The organism is Pseudomonas sp. Sample_14 (assembly GCF_004307515.1).
Classification (GTDB): domain Bacteria; phylum Pseudomonadota; class Gammaproteobacteria; order Pseudomonadales; family Pseudomonadaceae; genus Aquipseudomonas; species Aquipseudomonas atacamensis.
In genome coordinates, this window is the sequence record NZ_RCOC01000051.1 from 38,295 (window position 1) to 60,662 (window position 22,368).

A 22,368-nucleotide genomic window follows, 5' to 3' on the forward strand; every position below is an offset into this window, starting at 1 on the left:
GCAGCGCCCCGGCACAAGGGGCACTGACGCTGCCTGGAGCTCCACTGTCATGACTGCCCCCGAATTCGATCCGGCGCTGGATAACTTCCGCGCCATCGCCGACGCCATCGCCACGCTGTTCTTCCCCCACGCCGAGGTGGTGCTGCACGACCTGCGCACGCAGAAAGTCGACTACATCGCCAACAACCTGTCCAAGCGCGAGATCGGCGACGACTCGTCGCTGGAAGACATGCTCAGCGAGGATGTCAGCGACAGGAACATCGGCCCGTACGAAAAGCTCAACTGGGACGGTCAGAAGATTCGCAGCCTGAGTACCGTGCTACGTGACAGCGAAGGTCGTCCGCTGGCGGTGCTGTGCATCAATCTGAATATTTCCCTGTTCGAGAACGCCAAGGCGGCGCTGGACCTGTTTCTCTCGCCGAGCAAACTGATTCCGCAGCCGGACTCACTGTTCCGTGATGACTGGCAGGAGCGCATCAACACCTTCCTCCACGCCTGGTTGCGCGAGCGGCAGTTGAGCCTGAATCTGCTGACCCGTGACCACAAACGCGAACTGGTGCTGGCGCTGCACGCCGAGGGCGCGTTCAAGGGCAAGAGCGCCTCGAACTACGTGGCGAATGTGCTGAACATGGGGCGGGCGACGGTGTACAAGCATTTGAAGGAATTGAAGGGCTGAAGATTTGCATCGCTAGCGCTGGCCTCTTCGCGAGCAGGCTCGCTCCCACATTTGGAATGCGTTACCCCCTGTGGGAGCGAGCCTGCTCGCGAAGGCGCTTGATCAATCGCCGTAGATATCGGTCTTGAAATACTTCTCGGAAATCTTCTGGTACTCGCCATTCGCGCGAATCCCGTCGATGGCGTTGTTCAACTGGCTGACCAGTTCACCGTTGCCCTTGCGCACGGCAATCCCGGCACCCTCGCCGACGTACTTCGGATCCTTCAGCTCCGGCCCGACAAACGCGTAACCCTTGCCACGCGGCATCGACAGGAAGTCATTGAGCGGAATGGTGTCGGCAAAAATCGCATCAAGGCGCCCCGCCGCCAGGTCCATGTAGATCTCTTCGTTGTTGCCGTAGCGCTTGACGTTGATGCCCTTGGGTTCGAACACCTCGGTGGCGTAACGATCAGTGGTGGTCGCGCGCTGCACGCCGACGTTCTTGCCTTTGAGGCTGGCGTACTGATCATCCACCGTAGCGCCTTCCTTCATGACCAGACGCGAAGAAGTGAAGTAATACTTGTGGCTGAAATCCACCGACTTCTTGCGATCTTCGTTGATGGTCATCGACGACAGCGCCATGTCGATCTTCTTTACTTTGAGCGAAGGAATCAGCCCGTCGAACTCACCTTCAACCCACACGCACTTGACCTTCATCTGCGCACACAGGGCATTGCCGATGTCGTAGTCAAAACCGACGATTTCACCTTTATCGGTTTTCGACGCGAACGGCGGGTAAGCCGCTTCGATACCGATGCGCAGGGTTTTCTCGGCGGCAAAGACGCTGGCGGTGGCCAACAGGCTGAGGGCCAGACCGGTGATGAGGGGGAGTTTCTTCATGTTCGTTCTCTCGCGGGTTGTTGTTGGTTTGGCGAAGAAGAGCAGCTACAAGCGGCAAGCTGATAGCTGCAAGACAGAAGTTTTTTTATACTTGGAAATCCATACTGGACTCTCAGGTACAAATCGTCAATCGGGTAGAGAAGGAAGGATTTTCGGTGTCGCAGATGATGACTTCGCGAGCAGGCTCGCTCCCACAGGGGAACGCATTCCAATTGTGGGAGCGAGCCTGCTCGCGAAGACTGACTGGAGGGCGCTACAGGAATTACTTCTTCCAGCGATCGGCGGCGGCATGATCACTGTCCCGCCCTTCGACCCAACGTGGTCCATCGCTGGTATTTTCTTTCTTCCAGAACGGCGCGCGGGTTTTCAGGTAGTCCATGACGAAGGCGCAGGCATCGAACGCGGCCTGGCGATGGGCGCTGGCGGCGCCGACGAAGACGATCGGTTCGCCCGGTTCCAGCGCGCCAATGCGATGCAGCACTTCCAGTTTCAACAGCGGCCAGCGCTGCTCGGCTTCGACAGCGATCTTGCCGAGGGCCTTTTCGGTCATGCCCGGATAGTGTTCGAGGAACATCCCGGCCACGTCGAGCCCGTCGTTGAAGTCGCGCATATAACCGACAAAGCTCACCACCGCGCCCACACCGACATTGGCCGCGTGCATCGCATTGACTTCAGCGCCCGGATCGAACGGCGTGGCCTGCACGCGAATCGCCATGTTCAGCCTCCGGTCACGGTGGGGAAAAACGCCACTTCATCACCATCGACAACTGGCTCGTCGAGCTGGCAGAGGTCTTCGTTGCGTGCGCACATCAGGTTCTGCTCGCTCAGCACTTCGGCGCCATCACGTTCTGCCAACAGTGCCCGAACGTCATCGACGGTGGCGAAATCGCCTTCAACCGCAACCGAATCCACGCCCAGCGCTTCACGGTAGCGGGCAAAAAATTTCACCGTCAGTTTCATGGCTGCTCCGCCTGGAAGTGGCCGCTCTTGCCGCCGACTTTCTCCAGCAGCCGCACGCTTTCGATGGTCATGCCACGGTCGACAGCTTTGCACATGTCGTAAATGGTCAGGGCGGCGACGCTGGCGGCGGTCAGCGCTTCCATCTCGACACCGGTCTGCCCGGACAACTTGCAGCGGGCGACGATACGCACGCTGTCCTCACCCTCGGCGCTGAGTTCGACTTTGACGCCAGTCAGCATCAGCGGATGGCACAGGGGAATGAGATCGCTGGTTTTCTTCGCCGCCTGAATCCCGGCAATGCGCGCCACGGCGAACACATCGCCCTTGGGGTGGCCGCCGCTGACGATCATCTGCAGGGTTTCAGGGAGCATGCGCACCAGCGCTTGAGCCGTCGCTTCACGGAACGTCACGGCTTTTTCAGTGACGTCTACCATGTTGGCGCGACCTTGGGAATCGAGATGAGTCAGCACGGGATTACTCCTGATCAGGGGCGTGGATTGTAAACCTGTGGGTCAGATATCCGCATCACTGATTATGAAATCACCGTTGCCCCCTGTGGGAGCGAGCCTGCTCGCGAAAGCGGATTCAGATTCACTATAGATGTCGACTGATACACCGCATTCGCGAGCAGGCTCGCTCCCACAGGAGATATGCATTCATCCATAAAAAAACCGGGCGGCTTTAAGGGCCGCCCGGTCTTGTGGGAAGGGTTACAGATGCGATTCGGCGTATTCGGCCAGGATCGAGCGAGGCACCCCTTGCAGGGTGATGTGCACACCGTTGGGGAAGTCCTTGAAGCGTTCGGTCAGGTAGGTCAGCCCGGAGCTGGTCGCGGACAGGTAAGGGGTGTCGATCTGCGCCAGGTTGCCCAGGCACACCACTTTGGAACCGGCGCCGGCACGGGTGATGATGGTTTTCATCTGGTGCGGCGTGAGGTTCTGGCATTCGTCGATCAGGATCAGGCTCTGCTGGAAGCTGCGACCGCGAATGTAGTTGAGCGATTTGAACTGCAACGGCACTTTGCTGAGGATGTAGTCGACGCTGCCATGGGTGTTTTCGTCATCCATGTGCAAGGCTTCGAGGTTGTCGGTGATGGCGCCCAGCCAAGGCTCCATTTTCTCCGCTTCGGTGCCGGGCAGGAAGCCGATTTCCTGGTCCAGACCCTGCACGCTGCGGGTGGCGATGATGCGGCGGTAACGCTTGCTGACCATGGTCTGCTCGATCGCAGCGGCCAGCGCCAGAATGGTCTTACCGGAACCGGCGGCGCCAGACAGGTTGACCAGATGAATGTCCGGGTCAAGCAACGCATACAGGGCCAGACTCTGATAGATGTCGCGCGGCTTCAGGCCCCAGGCCTCCTGATGCAGCAGCGGTTCCTGATGCAGGTCGAGGATCAGCAGGCGGTCTTCCTGGATTTCCTTGATCCAGCCGACAAAGCCCTGCTCGTCGATGATGAACTCGTTGATGTGCACGACCGGCAGGTTGTCGATCAGTTGCACCTGATGCCAGGTGCGGCCGTGGTCCTGACGGGTTTCGACCTTGCTCACGCGGTCCCAGAAGGAGCCGGTCATGTTGTGGTAGCCGTTGGGCAGCAGGGACACGTCATCGACCAACTGGTCGGTGCTGTAGTCCTCGGCGTCGATGCCACAGGCGCGCGCCTTGAGGCGCATGTTGATGTCTTTGGTGACCAGCACCACCGGTTTTTGCGGATCGCGGGTATGGAGATCAATCAGTTGGTTGATGATTTTGTTGTCGTTCAGGTGCTCGGGCAGAATCAGGTTCGACTCGGCCTGTTTGCTCATCAGAATTGACAGCAAGCCTTTCGGCCCGCCCTTGCCGCGCTGGATCGGCACACCCAGTTCGACGTCCTCGGGGGACGCATCGCCCAGGGTCTTGTCGATCAGGCGGATCGCCTGACGGCATTCGGCGGCCACGCTGTGATGGCCGCTCTTGAGCTTGTCCAGCTCTTCCAGCACGGTCATCGGGATGGCGACGTGGTGTTCTTCGAAATTCAGCAGGGCATTTGGATCGTGAATCAATACGTTGGTATCGAGTACATACAGGATTGGCTGGTTGGAGGAAGGGCTGCGTCCGTGATCATCCATACTCGGTCACCTTTGTGGGAGCCATTCGACGCAATACCTTGACAGTGCTGCGCCTCGAGGTGACTGCCGAATTCATCCACGAGGGCCTGGATGAGCTGCACACAATAGGAGTCTGGGAAGACGCCACCTGTGTTGCAGGTTTCGGCGGTCTGTCTTCGTAATACTCCAAAACCGATGACATAAAAAAGCACTTTGACGGTTTTTTTAAGTTTATTTTGCAGAGTGACGAAAAGCCCTTGGCGGACTCCCCGTACCCCGCTAAAGTCGGAAGTCCGCCTGCATCGAATTCCTCCTGAAAATTACCCCAAGCCCAATGTTTCCGGGCTTTTTGTCGTTTCTCAACGAAACGCGTCCTGACAGTCTTCCCAGCCAATGCCGCTCTGCGCAGTCTGGGTGATCAGCCACGGCAGCGACGTCTTCACCGCATCCTGTTTCATGTTGAAATTGATCACCCCGTGCCGCCACAGCAGCATCAGGGTCAACACTCGCTGCGCGCTGGCCGGACCCTTGAGCTTGCCGGCACCGTCCTGGGCATCGATGTCCCACAGTGCCACTTGCAGGCCCTGGCTATTGAAAAAACCTTGCGCGTCACTGCGGCGCTGGCCATCCGGCGGACGGAATAGCGGCACGTAGTTTTCCGGCAGTTTGTTCTTCACCAGATCGGCGCTGCGCCGTACCGAATCCTGCCAGTCCTGCCAATGGCTGTGGGAGCGGAACTCCCAGCCCTGCACGCCCACGCACTGCCGGGAGAAACTCGCCTGCAGACTGCTGACCGAACGGCCGGCGAGTCGTGCCTGAATATCCTTGCCCAGGACAAAGAATGTCCCGCTCAGGTTCGATTTGCGCAGGTACTCGGCCAGCCAGTCGGTGTTGTCCGGTTGCACGTTGGCGGCGCTGTCGAACGTCAGCAGAAACAGCCGGTCGTGCATGTCGTCGCCGTTGCGCTCGTAGTCGCCGAAACGATCGAATTCGTTACTGGTTTGCGGCGACAGCGCCGCCTTGCGCATCAGCTCGTCGAGGTACTGCAGATGGAAGATCCGGCTCGGCTCGGCCCATTTGGTGTAATAGCTGTCGTCGCTGACCACGAACTTGGCCGCCTGCTCGCGCAGGGTCGGCAGGTCTTCGACGAGGAAGCAGAACGAGGCGTCCTGATCGCAGCTTTGCTGGGCGTGGTTGTAGTTGGCGAGCAAGCGCTGCCAGAGGCGCTGGCGCAGCTGATTGACCGCATCGATATTGACCGTGCGCAGGCCCAGGCGCTGGGCCAGTGCTGCCTCGTCGATGGACTCGGTGCCGAGCAGGCCGCGAGCGAACATGAGGATTTCCGCCCGCGACGCGACGTCGAACAGGGTCGGATTGCTGAGCTGCTCCGGCCAGGTCGTGCGATCCAGCGTCGCCGCGTCGCCGGGCGCCGCCATGGCGCCGAAGCTCAGCAGCCACGCGGTGAATATAAGAACAATGCGCAAAGGGATGTCTCCATAACAAAACCCGCGCGGCACTATAGCTGATCCTGTCCTGTTCCCCCTCAGCCACGGATGATCGTTCCCACGCTCTGCGTGGTAACGCCTCCCCGGACGCTCCGCGTCCGACGACTGTGACGCAGAGCGTCACGGGCTGCATTCCCACGCGGAGCGTGGGAATGATCATGTAAATCCGCTTTCGCGAGCAGGCTCGCTCCCACAAGGGGTTTGAGTTAAGCCGTCGATCACCTATGGGCTTGATAGCTGGAGTCAACCCGGACAACCCCCTAGAATCGCCCCCACGATTAAAGGAGACGACTTCATGCTGATGGTGATTTCCCCCGCCAAGACCCTCGACTACGAAACACCGCCGGCGACCCAGCGCTTCACCCAGCCGCAGTACCTCGACCATTCCCAGGAATTGATCCAGCAGTTGCGCGAGCTGAGTCCGGCGCAGATCAGCGAGTTGATGCACGTGTCCGACAAGATCGGTGGCCTCAACGCCGCGCGTTTCGGCAGCTGGACACCCGCCTTCACCCCAGAGAACGCCAAGCAGGCGCTGCTCGCCTTCAAGGGTGATGTGTACACCGGCCTCGACGCGCAATCCTTCAGCGAGGCGCAATTCGATTACGCGCAAAAGCACCTGCGCATGCTCTCTGGCCTTTATGGCCTGCTGCGGCCGCTGGACCTGATGCAACCCTATCGCCTGGAAATGGGCACCAAACTGGCCAACGCCCGTGGCAAGGATCTGTATGCGTTCTGGGGCACGCGCATCAGCGAGTGGCTGAACGAAGCGCTGGCCGAGCAAGGCGATGACGTACTGCTCAACCTTGCATCCAACGAATACTTTTCCGCGGTCAAGCGCAGCGCGTTGAAGGCGCGGATCATCAACACCGAGTTCAAGGATCAGAAGAACGGTCAGTACAAGATCATCAGTTTCTACGCGAAGAAAGCGCGCGGTCTGATGAGCCGTTTTGTTATCCAGGAACGCATCAACGACCCGGCTCAGCTCAAGCAATTCGATGTACAGGGTTATCGCTACAGCGCCGAGCAGTCGAAACCCGACAACCTGGTGTTTTTGCGTGACCACGCCCCGGAATAAAGCATGCCCTTTGCACGACTCTTTTCGTCAGGAGTCGTGCAGTCCGCCCGAAGTCAAAATCCCCCCGCGACATATCGCCAAATTCATGGCGCCAATAAAACCACACTCTATTTTCTAATTTTAGTTTCACTCGACACTGAAGTTTTTTTCAGTAGTGGCACCTAAATTTTTTACCCGTAGTGGCACAAAACTATCGGCCCCGGTTTCGCCCCGATAATTAAAGGGCGAAATCGTTAGTGCTATCAATTTGCACCCAGTGCCATCTTCATCAATATTTCAAAAAATTTCGGCTGGCACGATGAGCGGGCTGGAACTATGTCCAAATGCGTTGCTCATACCACCGGTAACGATTCTCGCCGAGTTTGTACGAGATAACTTACGCAGAGCTGATAGCCATGTAACCAAGTTGTCACAGCAACTTGCCTGAGTGACTAACTAGTCTCAAAACAATCGAAGGACAGGAGATACGCACCATTAATATCCCCTACAAAGGCCAAGGCCGCGCCCCTATAAACGTGCTCGCCTGAGCACCTAACTGCTTGATTTACCGGCTCCCTACCGGACGTCGAGCAGGCTACACGACTGCACTAGAGTCTTCCCGCACGGAAGATCGGCTGCATAACAGGGCAAGTCATAACAACAAGGCCTAGTTGCGCACATCTTGAGTGCACTTATTAGACACTCGGAACTTTGTATGCCTGCACACGGCATTGTTGCGCCTGTAAGCCGCACTTCCGAGTGCACTAGTGACCGCTGAACACCATTAACTCCGGCCTCTAAGGCCTGATATATACAGAGGTAATTGCGATGCGCATCAGCATATTTGGTTTGGGTTACGTTGGCGCAGTATGTGCCGGTTGCCTGTCTGCACGGGGCCATGACGTAGTTGGCGTCGATGTTGCCAAAGACAAGATCGACATGATTAACGCCGGCAAATCGCCGATTGTAGAACCGGGCTTGGGCGAACTGCTGCAACAGGGAGTCCAGACCGCTCGTCTGCGCGGTACGACCAACTTCGCCGAGGCGATTCGTGATACCGACCTGTCGATGATCTGCGTCGGCACGCCGAGCAAAAAGAACGGCGACCTGGAACTGAACTACATCGAGGCCGTGTGCCGCGAGATCGGTTTTGTCCTGCGTGAAAAAACCACCCGTCACACCATCGTCGTGCGCAGCACCGTGTTGCCAGGCACCGTGGCCAACGTGGTCATCCCGATTCTGGAAGACTGCTCGGGCAAGAAGGCTGGCGTCGATTTTGGCGTAGCGGTCAACCCGGAATTCCTCCGCGAATCCACCGCCATTGCCGACTACGATCACCCACCGATGACCGTAATCGGCGAGTTCGATACCGCTTCGGGCGACGTTCTGCAATCGCTGTACGAAGAACTCGACGCACCGATCATCCGCAAGGACATCGCCGTTGCCGAGATGATCAAGTACACCTGCAACGTCTGGCACGCGACCAAAGTGACCTTCGCCAACGAGATCGGCAACATCGCCAAAGCGGTCGGCGTCGATGGTCGTGAAGTGATGGACGTAGTCTGCCAGGACAAGACCCTGAACCTGTCCCAGTACTACATGCGCCCGGGCTTCGCCTTCGGCGGTTCGTGCCTACCCAAAGACGTACGTGCGCTGACCTACCGCGCCGGTTCCCTGGACGTCGAGGCGCCGCTGCTCAACTCGCTGATGCGCAGTAACGAATCGCAAGTGCAGAACGCTTTCGACATCGTTGAAAGCCATGAAAAACGCAAAGTCGCCCTGCTCGGTCTGAGCTTCAAGGCCGGCACCGACGACCTGCGCGAAAGCCCGCTGGTCGAACTGGCGGAAATGCTGATCGGCAAGGGTTACGACCTGAGCATCTACGACAGCAACGTCGAATACGCCCGTGTCCACGGTGCGAACAAGGACTACATCGAATCGAAGATTCCGCACGTATCGTCCCTGCTCAACTCCGACTTCGACTCGGTGATCGACAACTCCGACGTGATCATCCTCGGCAACCGCGACGAGAAATTCCGTTCGCTGGCCCAGGAAGCGCCGCACGGCAAGCAAGTCATCGACCTGGTGGGCTTCATGTCCAAGCCCACCAGCGCCGGTAGCCGCACCGAAGGCATTTGCTGGTAAGGCAAGCCTCAAGCTTCAAGCCGCAAGCAAAGGCAACACGCTTGCGGCTTGAAGCCTCCATCACCTTCGGATGACGGTTATGACCAAGCTCAAACATTTTTTTCTGCAATCAGCCGGCTGGCTTTTTTATCTCAGTCTGCTGATGGGCCTGGCCTTGATGCTGCCCACGTCCACATTCGACTCCGAGTCGAAGGACTTCATTTTCCTGATTGGCGCCGTGGGTATCTGGCGCTACTCGATGGGTGCAACGCACTTTGTGCGCGGCATGATTTTTCTCTACATCGTTTACCCGCACTTGCGTCGCAAAGTACGCAAGCTGGGTAAAGCGGCCGATCCGTCGCATGTGTTTCTGATGGTCACCAGCTTTCGTATTGACGCGCTGACCACCGCGCAGGTCTACAGCTCGGTGATCCGCGAAGCCATCGACTGCGAACTGCCGACCACCATTGTCTGCTCGATCGTGGAAATGTCCGACGAGCTGCTGGTCAAGGCGCTGTGGGCGCGGATGAATCCGCCTGAGCGGGTCAAGCTCGACTTCGTGCGTATTCCCGGTACCGGCAAGCGCGATGGTCTGGCCTTCGGTTTCCGCGCGATCTCCCGTCACCTGCCGGACGACCGTGCCGTGGTGGCCGTGATCGACGGCGACACCGTGCTCGGCGAAGGCGTCGTGCGCAAGACCGTGCCGTGGTTCCAGCTGTTCGGCAATGTCGGCGGCCTGACCACCAACGAGTTCTGCGAAGTGCGTGGCGGCTACATCATGAGCGAATGGCACAAGCTGCGTTTCGCCCAGCGCCACATCAACATGTGCTCGATGGCTCTGTCCAAGCGCGTACTGACCATGACCGGTCGGATGTCGGTGTTCAAAGCCTCCGTGGTGACCAATCCGGAGTTCATCGCCGACGTTGAAAGCGACTCGCTGCAACACTGGCGTCTGGGCCGCTTCAAGTTCCTGACCGGTGACGACAAGTCGAGCTGGTTCAGCCTGATGCGCCTGGGTTACGACACCTTCTACGTGCCGGACGCCGCGATCAACACCGTTGAACATCCGCCGGAAAAGAGCTTCATCAAGGCCAGCCGCAAGCTGATGTTCCGCTGGTACGGCAACAATCTGCGCCAGAACTCCCGTGCACTGGGTCTGGGTATCCGCCGCCTGGGCGCGTTCACCTCGGTGGTGCTGTTCGACCAGCGCGTATCGATGTGGACTTCGCTGCTCGGCCTGACCGTTGCGCTGATCGCCAGCTTCAAGTACGGCACCGCGTTCATCCTCGTGTACCTGCTGTGGATCGGCATCACCCGCCTGATCCTGACGCTGTTGCTGTCGTGTTCCGGCCACCGCATCGGCCCTGCTTACCCGGCGATTCTGTATTACAACCAGATCGTTGGCGCCCTGGTGAAGATCTACGTGTTCTTCCGCCTCGACCAACAATCCTGGACTCGCCAGCCCACATCCCTGACCCGTGATCTCGCCAGCTTTCAACGTTGGTTCAACACCTGGTCGTCTCGGACCATGACCTTCTCCGCCGGCAGCATTTTTGTCGCCGTGCTGCTGATGATGGTCTGACCCGCTCCTATTGAATTAACAAGGAAATCGCCCCTATGAATACCGCCGTCAACGTCAACGTAGTGCATGAATCCGAAGCCCAGCGCCAGCACGCTCGCGTGAAAATCCCGGCCAAGCTGCGTTTCTTCGGCCCTGACCGGACGCCGCTCGAAGCGCGGGTCCTCGATCTGTCGGCTGGCGGTCTGGCGTTCAACGCCGGGCAGATGCCGCTGACCATCGGCGAGGTGTACAAGGCGCGTCTGCAATTTGTCATCGACAACCTCGGCCTGGCCATGGACGTTGAACTGCAAGTGCGTTCCTTCGATCGCGCCACCGGCCGCGCCGGCTGCCAGTTCCAGAACCTCGAGCCGCAGGACATTTCCACCCTGCGCCACCTGATCACTTCGCACCTGGCCGGCGACATCGTCAGCATCGGCGAAGTGCTGGCGACCCTGCAGCGCGACAACTTCACCAAGGCGCGCAAGAACAAGACCAACGACACCGGCATGACCCCGTTCGGCCGCCTGAAAGCCGTGACCTTCAGCGCCGGTATTTTCGCTGTTGGTCTGGTCGCTGCCGGTTTCATCTTCAAGTCGGTGTACGGCATGTACTTCGTCAGCCACGCCCAGGCCGGTCTGGTCAGCGTGCCGGGGATGAACATCACCATGCCGCGTGACGGCACCGTGCAGAGCCTGGTCAAGTCCGACGGCGTTGCCGCCAAAGGCGCCCCACTGGCGACCTTCAGCACCAGCATGCTCGACGTGCTCAAGGGCCATCTGGCCGAAGACCAACTGGCCCCGGCCAAGGTTGAAGAACTGTTCGGCAAGCAAATGACCGGCACCCTGACCTCGCCGTGCGACTGCACCGTGGCCCAGCAACTGGTGGCTGACGGTCAGTACGCGAGCAAGGGCGACGTGATCTTCCAGTTGGTGCCGCGCAACACCCAGGCCAACGTTGAAGCACGCTTCTCCTATCGTCAGTTCGGCGACGTGCGTCCAGGCACCCCGGTGAGCTTCCAGATCGCCGGCGAAGACAAGACCCGCACCGGCAAGATCGTCAGCAGCACCAGCCTGAAGAGCGCCGACCTGTCCTCCGACATTCGCGTACAGATCCAGCCTGACGAGCCGCTCGACAGCAGCCTGGCCGGCCGCCCGGTGGAAGTGAACAGCGACCGTGGCCCGAACCTGAACTGGCTGATCGACAAAGCCATGGCTGCCGGTCTTTAAGTCGAGGACATGCCTGTGACTACGCATAACTTGAACACACCGCCGACCCTGGGGGAGCGAGCCTGCTCGCGAAAGGGCCAGCGCGGTTTGTCTGAAGTACCGAGTCGACTGCTTCGCGAGCAGGCTCGCTCCCACATGGGATTGATGGTGTGCTCGCTGGCACTAGCAGTTTCTCTAGCCGGTTGCGCCGGGCTGCCCGATCAGCGTCTGGCCAACGAAGCGCTCAAGCGTGGCGACACCGCCACCGCTGCGCAGAATTACCAGCAACTGGCCGATCTGGGTTACAGCGAGGCGCAAGTCGGCCTGGCCGATATCCAGGTCGACAGCCGTGACCCGGCGCAGATGAAACAGGCCGAAGCGACTTACCGCGCAGCGGCCAGCGTGTCGCCGCGTGCCCAGGCACGTCTGGGTCGTCTGCTGGTGGCCAAGCCGGGCTCCACCGAAGCCGAGCACCACGAAGCCGAAACCCTGCTGAAAAAAGCCGCCGCCAATGGCGAAGGCAACACGTTGATCCCGCTGGCGATGCTGTATCTGCAATACCCGCACAGCTTCCCGAACATCAACGCCCAGCAGCAGATCGATCAGTGGCGCAAATCCGGTTACCCGGAAGCGGGTCTGGCGCAAGTGCTGCTGTATCGCACCCAGGGCACTTACGACCAGCATCTGGATGACGTGGAAAAAATCTGCAAGGCCGCGCTCAACACCACCGACATCTGCTACGTCGAACTGGCCACCGTTTACCAGAAACGTGGCCAGGCGGAGCAACAGGCCGAGCTGATCAAGCAGATGCAGGCCGGTTACAGCCGTGGCACCGTCACCGCGCAGCGTGTCGATTCGGTGGCCCGCGTGCTGGCCGATTCGACCCTGGGCAAGACCGACGAAAAAACCGCGCAGGCGCTGCTCGAGCCGATCGCTCCCGGCTACCCGGCGTCGTGGGTCACCCTCGCGCAATTGCTTTACGACTTCCCCGAACTGGGCGACGTCGACCAGATGATGAAGTATCTGGACAACGGCCGCGCTGCCGACCAGCCGCGCGCCGAACTGCTGCTGGGCAAGGTCTACTACGAAGGCAAAATGGTCCCGGCTGACGCGAAAGTCGCCGAGGAACATTTCCAGAAAGCCGTCGGCCGCGAAGTCGCTGCCGATTACTACCTCGGCCAGATCTACCGTCGTGGCTACCTGGGCAAGGTCTACCCGCAGAAGGCTCTCGACCACCTGCTGACCGCTGCGCGCAACGGCCAGAACAGTGCCGACTTCGCCATCGCCCAGCTGTTCTCGCAAGGCAAGGGCACCAAGCCCGACCCGCTGAACGCCTACGTATTCAGCCAGTTGGCCAAGGCCCAGAACACCCCGCAAGCCGATGAACTGGCAGCGACCCTCGAGGCGCAACTGCCGCCCGAGCGCCTGCCCGAAGCCCGCCGCCTGTTGCAACAGGAACAGGCCAGCCGTGGCGCCCTGAACTCGAACACGCTGCAACTGCACGCCCTGCAAGAAGAAGACGGCGAGGAAAAACTATGAAGCTGAACCCATTCGTGAAGGCCGGTATTGGCCTCACCTTCGCGCTGCTCTGGTCTTGCCCGACACTGGCTGCGATGACTGAAACCAAGAACTTCGGTCTGGAAGTGAAACTCACCGGCCAGTCCGAAGACGACCGTGACCTCGGCACTGCCGGCGGCGGCGATGTCAACGGCGTGGGCCTCGACCTGCGTCCGTGGATCTACGGCGAAAGCGGCGCGTGGAGCGCCTATGCGATGGGTCAGGCGGTGACCTCGACCGACATCATCGAGACCGACACCCTGCAACAATCGGACGGCGAACAGGCCACCGACAGCGGTGATCGCGAAACCAAGAAAAACTACCTGGCGATGCGCGAATTCTGGGTCGGCTACAGCGGCTTCACGCCCTACCCTGGCGAGATTCTGAAGTTCGGTCGTCAGCGTCTGCGCAATGACGACGGCCAATGGCGCGACACCAACATCGAAGCGCTGAACTGGACCTTCGATACCACACTGCTGCGCGCCAATGCCGGTGTTGCCGAGCGTTTCAGCGAATACCGCACCGACTTGAAAGAGCTGGCACCGAAAGACAAGGATCGCCTGCACGCCTACGCCGACGCCGCTTACCAGTGGACGCCAGGGCAGTGGGTCGGCATTCGCGGCCACCACACTCACGATGACGGCAAACTCGATTACGCCGAGCCGGGCGTACCGCGCGACTCGCTGGACAAGACCGAGAACGGCGACATCAGCTGGATCGGCCTGACTGCCGACAGCGACGCCTACAACTGGCGCAACACCAACACCGTCAACTACTGGGGCAGCATCACCGGCATGAGCGGCGACCGCGACACGGTCAACGCGCTGAACGCCGATGGCACGCGCCCGACACAAGCCAAGCGCAGCGATGACATCAGCGGCTGGGCAGCCGACGTCGGCGTGCGTCTGCGCCTCGATCCGCAGTGGCAAGTCGGCGGTGCCTACGCCCGCGCCAGTGCCGATTACGAACAGAACGGTCTGGAGAGCAACCGCTCCAACTACACCGGTACCCGCTCGCGCGTGCACCGTTTCGGCGAAGCGTTCCGTGGCGAAATGAACAACATGCAGACCGCCACCCTGTTCGGTTCGTGGATGGTCAACGACGAGTACGACGCCAGCCTGATCTACCACAAGTTCTGGCGTGTCGACGGCAACAAGCCGGTCGGCAGCAACGGCATCAACGCGGTGGAAAACAACACCGACGACGTCACCGGCGCAATCCTCTCCAGCACATCCTTGCCGCTTGAAGATGGCAACAAGGACCTGGGTCAGGAAATGGACCTGGTCGTCACCAAGTACTTCAAGCAGGGCCTGTTGCCGGCGGCGTTGAGCCAGTCGATCGACGAGCCTTCGGCACTGGTGCGTTTCCGTGGCGGTGTGTTCAAACCGGGCGATGCCTATGGCAGCCAGGTTGATTCCTACATGCACCGCGCATTCATTGACGTGATCTGGCGCTTCTGATGCAAACCGCCAAGGGAGTGCCCGACATGATCAGCACCAGAACAGGCTCACTCAGCCTGCTGGCCGGCGCGATGCTGCTGGCCAGCGCCGGCGCCTTCGCCAATGTTGAACCGGCGAAACCTGCGACCGTGGCCAAAGAACTGCAACAGGCCAAGACCTACACCGTCAGCAGCGCGCCGACCGACGCACTGAAACTGGCCAAGCCGACACTGCCCGACCTGTCCGGCTTCACCGCCGAAGCCGCTGCGGCGAAGATCGTGCGCAGCAAGCCGGGCAAGATCAGCGTGCGCCGGATGATGCAGGAAAACGCTCTTAAGGACTTCATCGGCGGCGATAACAAGATGGCCGAATGGGTGGTGCGTCAGCACGGCATCCCGCAGGCGATCTTCATCGACGACGGCTACATGAACCTCAAGGATCTGGCGAAAAAACTGCCCAAGCAGTATTTCAGCGAGACCGCTCCGGGCGTGTACCTGGCCAAATTGCCGATCGTGGTCGGCGAGAAAGGCATCCTCGAAATCGACGGTCAGACCCAGGAACTGCGCCTGTCCCAAGAGGCCGGTTCGTTCCTGGTCAATGACGGCAAACTGTTCGTGCGTGACACCAAAGTCACCGGCTGGCGCGAGAAGGAAAACGGCCCGGCGACCTTCCGTTCGCCGAAGGAATTCCGTCCGTTCCTGCTCTCCTGGGGCGGCACCGAGACCTACATCGTCAACAGCAAGATGGCCAGTTTCGGTTACGCCAACAGTAAGTCGTACGGGGTGAGTATTTCCCAGTACACGCCGAACATGGCCAAGGTCCTCAAGCGCCCGGAACCGACCGGCTGGATCGTCGGCTCCGAGTTCTCGGACATGTGGTACGGCTTCTACTGCTACGAAACCAGCGACTTTGTGGTCAAGGGCAACACCTACAAAGACAACATCGTCTACGGCATCGACCCGCATGACCGCTCGCACCGTCTGATCATTGCCGAGAACACCGTTCACGGCACGAAGAAGAAGCACGGGATCATTATTTCCCGTGAGGTCAACGACAGCTTCATCTTCAACAACAAGAGTTTCGACAACAAGTTGTCGGGCCTGGTGATCGACCGTAACAGCGTCAACAACATCATTGCCTACAACGAGATCTACAAGAACCACACCGACGGCATCACGCTCTACGAGTCTGCCGACAACCTGCTGTGGGGCAACAAGGTCATCAGCAATACCCGTCACGGCATTCGTATCCGTAACAGCGTGAACATCCGCCTCTACGAAAACGTTGCCATGACCAACGGCCTGACCGGTATCTACGGCCACATCAAGGACCTGACCGACACCGACCGTGACATCAAGCTCGACCCGTTCGACGCGCAGGTCTCGCTGATCGTCGTCGGCGGCGAGCTGGCAGCCAACGGCAGCGGCCCGCTGTCGATCGACTCGCCGCTGAGTGTCGAGCTGTATCGCGTGTCGATGCTGGCGCCGACCAAGTCCAGCGGGATCAGCTTCAACGGCATCCTCGGCGAGCGCCAGGATGAAATTCTCGATCTGTTGGTGCGCCAGCAGAAAGCCGTGCTGATCGACCCTGTCGAACGCCAGACCGAATTGCAGGACTGAGGATAATTTTTATGCACCCACACATGATCAAACTGCTCAGCCTCTCGGCCCTGACCCTCGGCATTCTCGCTGCCGGCAACGCCCGCGCCGACGCTGACGGCGCAAGCGTCACGCCACCGAAGTTCACCGCCGAACCGTGCTGCAACCTGTGCCCGGCGGCCCATGACGCGAAGAACTACACCACGCGTTATCAGCAGAACTTCACCACCCTGGTACAGGCCCAGGGCGACTGGCTGTTCCGAACCCAGGAAGACCTGCGCACCGAGTTCAACACCACGCCGGCCGGCTACAAGCGCCTGCAACAGTTGCACGATGCATTCAAGAGCAAAGGCGTTGAGCTGGTGATCGTCTACCAGCCGACCCGTGGCCTGGTGAACCGCAACAAGCTCAACCCGCAGGAAAAAGCCGCGTTCGATTACGAGAAAGCGCTGGGCAACTACAAGACCATGCTCGGCCGTTTCGCCAAGATGGGCTATGTGGTGCCGGACCTGTCGCCACTGACCAACGAATCGCTGCCGGACACCCTGCCCGCCCACGATTTCTACTTCCGTGGCGACCAGCACTGGACACCTTACGGTGCCCAGCGCACGGCAAAAATCGTCGCCGAAAAGGTCAAGCAGATCCCGGCCTTCGCCGACATTCCCAAGCGTGAATTCGAGACCAAGCGCTCTGGACGCATGGGCAAGACCGGCACTCTGCACAACATGGCCGGGCAACTGTGCGGCACCAGCTACGCGATCCAGTACATGGACCAGTTCACCACCGAGCCGAAAGGCGAGGCCGGTGACGGCGATCTGTTCGGCGATTCCGGCAATCCGCAGATCACCCTGGTCGGTACGTCGCACAGCGGCAAGAACTACAACTTCGCCGGTTTCCTTGAAGAAGCCATCGGCGCCGACATCCTTAACGTGGCCTTCCCCGGCGGCGGTTTCGAAGGTTCGATGCTGCAATACCTGGGCAGCGAGGAATTCCAGAAGACCCCGCCGAAGATTCTCATCTGGGAATTCTCGCCGCTGTATCGCCTCGATCAGGAAACCATCTATCGCCAGATGATGGCGCTGCTCGATAACGGTTGCGAAGGCAAAGACGCGCAGATGTCCGCCAGTGCCACGCTGAAGCCGGGCAGCAAGCAAGAACTGCTGGTCAACAGCAAGAACCTGAACCTGCAGAACGCCAACCATCAGGTCGACATCCGCTTCGCCGACACCTCGGTGAAAACCCTGCAAGCCACCCTCTGGTACATGAACGGTCGCCACGAGGACATCAAGATCGAGAAACCGGAAACCTCCGACACCGACGGTCGTTTCGCCTTTGAGCTGCGCACGGACGAAGACTGGGCCTCGCAAAACCTGCTGGCGGTCGAAGTCCAGGGTCCTGAAGCCGGACCTGACGCCGCGCCACAAAAAGTCGAAGCGAAAATCTGCAAACGCAACGTATTCCCGGGCGCTGGTCAACAGACCGCGCAGCTCGGGCAATGAGGTCTGCTATGCGAAATCCGAAACTGAAAAACCTGTTGGCACCGACACTCCTGAGCCTGGCGATGTTCGCCGGGGCAACTCAGGCTGCCGCGCCATTGCGTCCACCGCAGGGCTACTTCGCCCCGGTGGATAAATTCAAGACCGGCGACAAGAGCGATGGCTGCGACGCGATGCCGGCGCCGTACACCGGTCCGCTGCAATTTCGCAGCAAATACGAAGGTTCGGACAAGGCCCGCGCGACGCTGAACGTGCAGTCGGAAAAAGCCTTTCGCGACACCACCAAAGACATCACCACGCTGGAACGCGGCACCGCCAAGCGCGTCATGCAGTTCATGCGCGACGGTCGCCCGGAACAGCTCGAATGCACGCTCGACTGGCTGACCGCGTGGGCCAAGGCTGACGCGTTGATGTCCAAAGACTTCAACCACACCGGCAAGTCGATGCGCAAATGGGCGCTGGGCAGCATGGCCTCGTCGTACATTCGCCTGAAGTTTTCCGACTCGCATCCGCTGGCCCAGCATCAGCAGGAAGCGCAGCTGATCGAAGCCTGGTTCAGCAAAATGGCCGATCAGGTGGTCAGCGACTGGGACAACCTGCCGCTGGAAAAAACCAACAACCACTCGTACTGGGCCGCCTGGTCGGTGATGGCCACCGCCGTCGCCACCAACCGCCGCGACCTGTTCGACTGGGCGGTGAAGGAATACAAGGTTGGCGTCAATCAAGTCGATGCCGATGGCTTCCTGCCCAACGAGCTCAAGCGCCAGCAACGCGCCCTCGCCTATCACAACTACGCCCTGCCGCCGCTGGCGATGATCGCCAGTTTCGCCCAGGTCAACGGTGTCGATCTGCGTCAGGAAAACAATGGCGCACTGAAGCGTCTGGGTGATCGGGTGTTGGCCGGCGTCAAGGACCCTGACGAGTTCGAAGAAAAGAACGGCAAAAAGCAGGACATGACCGACCTGAAAGAGGACATGAAATTCGCCTGGCTCGAACCGTTCTGCACGCTCTACACCTGTGCGCCGGATGTGATCGAGAAGAAGCGCGACATGCAACCGTTCAAGACCTTCCGTCTTGGCGGCGACCTGACCAAGGTCTACGACCCGTCGCATGAAAAGGGCAACAAGGGTTCCTGAAAGGCGAAGAGCAAAAGCCCCTCACCCTAGCCCTCTCCCGGAGGGAGAGGGAACTGACCGAGGTGGTAGTGCGGACTGCGGCAAAAGAAATATCGAGTCGATCTCGGGCTTTGAAAAGCAGTGAGATCAGGCTGCAAGGCAATACCGGGTCGATCCCCATTTTTGAAAACCATGGAGATCAGGCTCCCTCTCCCTCCGGGAGAGGGCGGGGGGTGAGGGGCGCGGTCTGACGGCCAGCTCCGACCTCAAGCGAACACTGTGTCACCCCTCCACTATCACGGGGGGTTTGGGGGGGCTTTGGCCCTTGACTGTTGGTTTAAACATGGAGAGATCGGGATGGTATTTTCATCCAACGTGTTCCTGTTTCTGTTCTTGCCGATCTTTCTCGGCTTGTACTACCTGAGCGGGCAACGCTATCGCAACCTGCTGCTGCTGATCGCCAGCTACGTGTTCTACGCCTGGTGGCGAGTGGACTTCCTCGCGCTGTTCGCAGCGGTCACGCTGTGGAACTACTGGATCGGCCTCAAGGTCGGTGCTGCCGGCGTGCGAACCAAACCGGCGCAGCGCTGGCTGCTGCTCGGCGTGGCCGTCGACCTGTGCATTCTGGGCTACTTCAAGTACGCCAACTTCGGTGTCGACAGCATCAACGAGATCATGACTTCGTTCGGTCTCGAGCCGTTCATCCTCACCCACGTGCTGCTGCCGATCGGTATTTCGTTCTACATCTTCGAATCGATCAGCTACATCATCGACGTGTACCGTGGCGACACTCCGGCCACGCGCAACCTGATCGACTTCGCAGCATTCGTGGCGATCTTCCCGCACCTGATTGCCGGCCCGGTCCTGCGTTTTCGCGACCTCGCCGATCAGTTCAACAACCGCACGCACACCCTCGACAAATTCTCCGAGGGCTGCACGCGGTTCATGCAGGGTTTCATCAAGAAGGTCTTCATCGCCGACACCCTCGCCGTGGTCGCCGACCATTGCTTCGCCCTGCAGAACCCGACCACGGGTGATGCCTGGCTCGGTGCGCTGGCGTACACCGCGCAGCTGTATTTCGACTTCTCCGGTTACAGCGACATGGCCATCGGTCTGGGCTTGATGATGGGTTTCCGCTTCATGGAAAACTTCAAACAGCCGTACATCAGCCAGTCGATCACCGAGTTCTGGCGCCGCTGGCACATCAGCCTGTCCACCTGGCTGCGTGACTACCTGTACATCACCCTCGGCGGTAACCGTAAAGGCACGCTGATGACCTATCGCAACCTGTTCCTGACCATGCTGCTCGGTGGTCTGTGGCACGGCGCGAACATCACTTACATCATCTGGGGCGCCTGGCACGGCATGTGGCTGGCGATCGAAAAAATGCTCGGCCTGAACACTTCGCCGCGCAGCCTCAACCCGATCCGCTGGGCACTGACCTTCCTGCTGGTGGTGATGGGCTGGGTGATCTTCCGTGCCGAGAATCTGCACGTTGCCGGGCGCATGTACGGCGCGATGTTCAGCTTCGGCGACTGGTCGCTGTCGGAACTCAATCAGGCCAGCCTCACCGGTCTGCAAGTAGCGACTCTGGTGGTGGCTTACGTAACCCTGGCGTTCTTCGGCCTGCGTGATCTGTACACCAATCAGCCGCCAGCCAAGACCAAACCTGAAGTCAACGTCGAGGCCGATGGCCCTGCCACTGCGACTCCGGGAATGATCAAGGCAGCACCTGGTGAAAATCCGGCGAGCATCCATGAACCTGGCTACACCGTCGGCGTCGAAGCCCAGGTGCAACCGGCTTACTGGACCGCCGACTGGTCGCGCTACGTGATGCGCGGGCTGATCCTGCTGCTGTTCATCGCCTCGATTCTCAAACTCTCGGCGCAAAGCTTCTCGCCGTTCCTTTACTTCCAGTTCTGAGGGATCTGACATGACCCGCTCATTACGCATCTTCTACATCGCCCTGTTCCTGGTGACGCTGTTGGTCCTCGGTCTGTGGTCGATTCGCAGCTTCTTCGGCTTCAGCACCAACGCCGACGCGACGGTGCTCAATGGCCGCTGGACCAAGGCGGTGGAAACCCACTACGACGATGAATTCCCGATCAAGCGTCTGGGCACCAACCTCTGGGCCGCGCTGGATTTCAAACTGTTCAACGAAGGTCGTCCGGGCGTCGTGCTCGGCCGCGACCAGTGGTTGTACAGCGATGAGGAATTCAACCCGATCGTCAACGAACAGCAGAACCTGCAAGGCAACTACGCGCTGGTCGAAGGCGTGCGCCAGACCCTGAAAGAGAAAGGCGTGAAACTGGTGATGGCGATCGTGCCGGCCAAGGTGCGTCTGTATCCGGAGCATCTGGATGAAGTGAAGCCTTCGAGCATTCACCAGAACCTGTATCAGGATTTCCACGCCCGTGTCGCGGCCGACAAGATCCTCGCCCCTGACCTGCTCGGCCCGCTGCAACAGGCCAAGCAGAACGGTCAGCAAGTGTTCCTGCGCACCGACACCCACTGGACGCCGGAAGGCGCCGAGATCGCCGCCAACACGCTGGCGAAAACCATTGCCGAGAAATTCCCGCTGAGCGGCGAGCCGCAGCGCTTCGTTACCACGCCAGCAGAGAAGGTCACGCACAAGGGCGATCTGCGTCTGTTCCTGCCGCTCGATCCGCTGTTCGAAAACATGATGCCGGCGCCTGAGCCGTTGCTGAAACGCAACACCGTGGCCGCCGAGCAACCCGCCGGTGACGACGCTCTGTTCACCAACAGCGAAGTACCGGTCGCGCTGATTGGCACCAGCTACAGCGCCAACCCCAACTGGAACTTCGTCGGTGCGCTCAAACAAGCGCTGCACAGCGACGTCGTCAACTACGCCGAAGACGGCCATGGCCCGATTCTGCCGATGCTCAGCTACCTGAAAAGCGATGACTTCAAGAACAGCCCGCCACAAGTGCTGATCTGGGAGTTTCCTGAACGATATCTGCCTGTGAACAACGAAATCGGCGACGCCGACCCGCAGTGGGTCGCAGAGCTCAAACAAGCCGGCGCCCGCCAACAAAACGTAGCCATCAACACTAAATCCGAGACGCCCGATCGGGCGCAAAACTGAAAGAGAGGT

The 22,368-nt window shown here is 59.7% G+C and carries 18 protein-coding genes; 12 read left to right on the forward strand and 6 right to left on the reverse strand.

What is annotated here, in order from left to right; genetic code table 11:
- Positions 1-49 precede the first annotated feature (49 nt).
- Complete coding sequence (locus tag D8U61_RS11575) at positions 50-676, forward strand: transcriptional regulator (RefSeq protein ID WP_122610760.1); 627 nt, start codon at positions 50-52, stop codon at positions 674-676.
- Between the two features lie 102 nt (positions 677-778).
- Here the strand turns inward: D8U61_RS11575 and D8U61_RS11580 are convergent, their stop codons facing one another.
- The 6 genes from D8U61_RS11580 to D8U61_RS11605 all read right to left on the reverse strand — a co-directional run bounded on the left by D8U61_RS11580 (position 779) and on the right by D8U61_RS11605 (position 6,083).
- Positions 779-1,555, reverse strand: coding sequence for an ABC transporter substrate-binding protein (locus D8U61_RS11580; protein ID WP_130926959.1), 777 nt, complete (start codon positions 1,553-1,555; stop codon positions 779-781).
- 262 nt (positions 1,556-1,817) lie between these two features.
- On the reverse strand, positions 1,818-2,270 hold the full coding sequence (gene moaE / locus D8U61_RS11585; RefSeq protein WP_130901544.1) for a molybdopterin synthase catalytic subunit MoaE: 453 nt from the start codon (positions 2,268-2,270) through the stop codon (positions 1,818-1,820).
- 2 nt (positions 2,271-2,272) lie between these two features.
- Positions 2,273-2,515: a MoaD/ThiS family protein gene (locus D8U61_RS11590; protein WP_024011686.1), complete on the reverse strand. Its 243-nt coding sequence runs from the start codon at positions 2,513-2,515 to the stop codon at positions 2,273-2,275.
- Positions 2,512-2,985, reverse strand: a complete 474-nt coding sequence (gene moaC, locus D8U61_RS11595) for a cyclic pyranopterin monophosphate synthase MoaC (RefSeq protein ID WP_008080206.1) — start codon at positions 2,983-2,985, stop codon at positions 2,512-2,514. Before moaC ends, D8U61_RS11590 begins: the two co-directional genes overlap by 4 nt.
- A gap of 240 nt (positions 2,986-3,225) precedes the next feature.
- Entirely contained in the window at positions 3,226-4,620 is a 1,395-nt protein-coding gene (locus D8U61_RS11600) for a PhoH family protein (protein WP_130926960.1), read from the reverse strand.
- Between the two features lie 338 nt (positions 4,621-4,958).
- Positions 4,959-6,083 carry a polysaccharide deacetylase family protein gene (locus tag D8U61_RS11605; RefSeq protein ID WP_130887018.1) on the reverse strand — a complete coding sequence of 375 codons (1,125 nt, stop codon included), beginning with the start codon at positions 6,081-6,083 and terminating at the stop codon, positions 4,959-4,961.
- 316 nt (positions 6,084-6,399) lie between these two features.
- On the opposite strand from D8U61_RS11605, the gene yaaA reads away from it, so the two are divergent.
- The 11 genes from yaaA to D8U61_RS11660 all read left to right on the forward strand — a co-directional run bounded on the left by yaaA (position 6,400) and on the right by D8U61_RS11660 (position 22,359).
- On the forward strand, positions 6,400-7,179 hold the full coding sequence (gene yaaA, locus D8U61_RS11610; RefSeq protein WP_016771594.1) for a peroxide stress protein YaaA: 780 nt from the start codon (positions 6,400-6,402) through the stop codon (positions 7,177-7,179).
- 807 nt (positions 7,180-7,986) lie between these two features.
- A complete protein-coding gene (locus tag D8U61_RS11615) occupies positions 7,987-9,303 on the forward strand; it encodes a UDP-glucose/GDP-mannose dehydrogenase family protein (protein ID WP_125927509.1) in 1,317 nt (438 codons plus the stop codon).
- 79 nt (positions 9,304-9,382) lie between these two features.
- Positions 9,383-10,864 carry a mannuronan synthase gene (gene alg8 / locus D8U61_RS11620; protein WP_162098720.1) on the forward strand — a complete coding sequence of 494 codons (1,482 nt, stop codon included), beginning with the start codon at positions 9,383-9,385 and terminating at the stop codon, positions 10,862-10,864.
- 35 nt (positions 10,865-10,899) lie between these two features.
- The gene (locus tag D8U61_RS11625; protein WP_024011680.1) at positions 10,900-12,069 is read left to right on the forward strand and encodes an alginate biosynthesis protein Alg44; all 1,170 of its coding nucleotides are present in this window, start codon (positions 10,900-10,902) and stop codon (positions 12,067-12,069) included.
- Positions 12,070-12,078: 9 nt separating this feature from the next.
- A complete protein-coding gene (gene algK, locus D8U61_RS11630; RefSeq protein ID WP_177433325.1) occupies positions 12,079-13,587 on the forward strand; it encodes an alginate biosynthesis TPR repeat lipoprotein AlgK in 1,509 nt (502 codons plus the stop codon).
- A complete protein-coding gene (locus tag D8U61_RS11635) occupies positions 13,584-15,065 on the forward strand; it encodes an alginate export family protein (protein ID WP_076565962.1) in 1,482 nt (493 codons plus the stop codon). Before algK ends, D8U61_RS11635 begins: the two co-directional genes overlap by 4 nt.
- 26 nt (positions 15,066-15,091) lie before the next feature.
- Positions 15,092-16,663, forward strand: a complete 1,572-nt coding sequence (algG, locus tag D8U61_RS11640; RefSeq protein ID WP_130926962.1) for a mannuronan 5-epimerase AlgG — start codon at positions 15,092-15,094, stop codon at positions 16,661-16,663.
- A gap of 11 nt (positions 16,664-16,674) precedes the next feature.
- On the forward strand, positions 16,675-18,141 hold the full coding sequence (locus D8U61_RS11645) for an alginate O-acetyltransferase (RefSeq protein WP_130926963.1): 1,467 nt from the start codon (positions 16,675-16,677) through the stop codon (positions 18,139-18,141).
- Positions 18,142-18,149: 8 nt separating this feature from the next.
- Positions 18,150-19,274, forward strand: coding sequence for a mannuronate-specific alginate lyase (locus D8U61_RS11650; protein ID WP_016771602.1), 1,125 nt, complete (start codon positions 18,150-18,152; stop codon positions 19,272-19,274).
- A 336-nt stretch (positions 19,275-19,610) separates the two neighbouring features.
- Positions 19,611-21,176, forward strand: coding sequence for an MBOAT family protein (locus tag D8U61_RS11655; RefSeq protein WP_024011674.1), 1,566 nt, complete (start codon positions 19,611-19,613; stop codon positions 21,174-21,176).
- 10 nt (positions 21,177-21,186) lie between these two features.
- Complete coding sequence (locus tag D8U61_RS11660) at positions 21,187-22,359, forward strand: alginate O-acetyltransferase (RefSeq protein ID WP_130926964.1); 1,173 nt, start codon at positions 21,187-21,189, stop codon at positions 22,357-22,359.
- Positions 22,360-22,368: the final 9 nt, after the last annotated feature.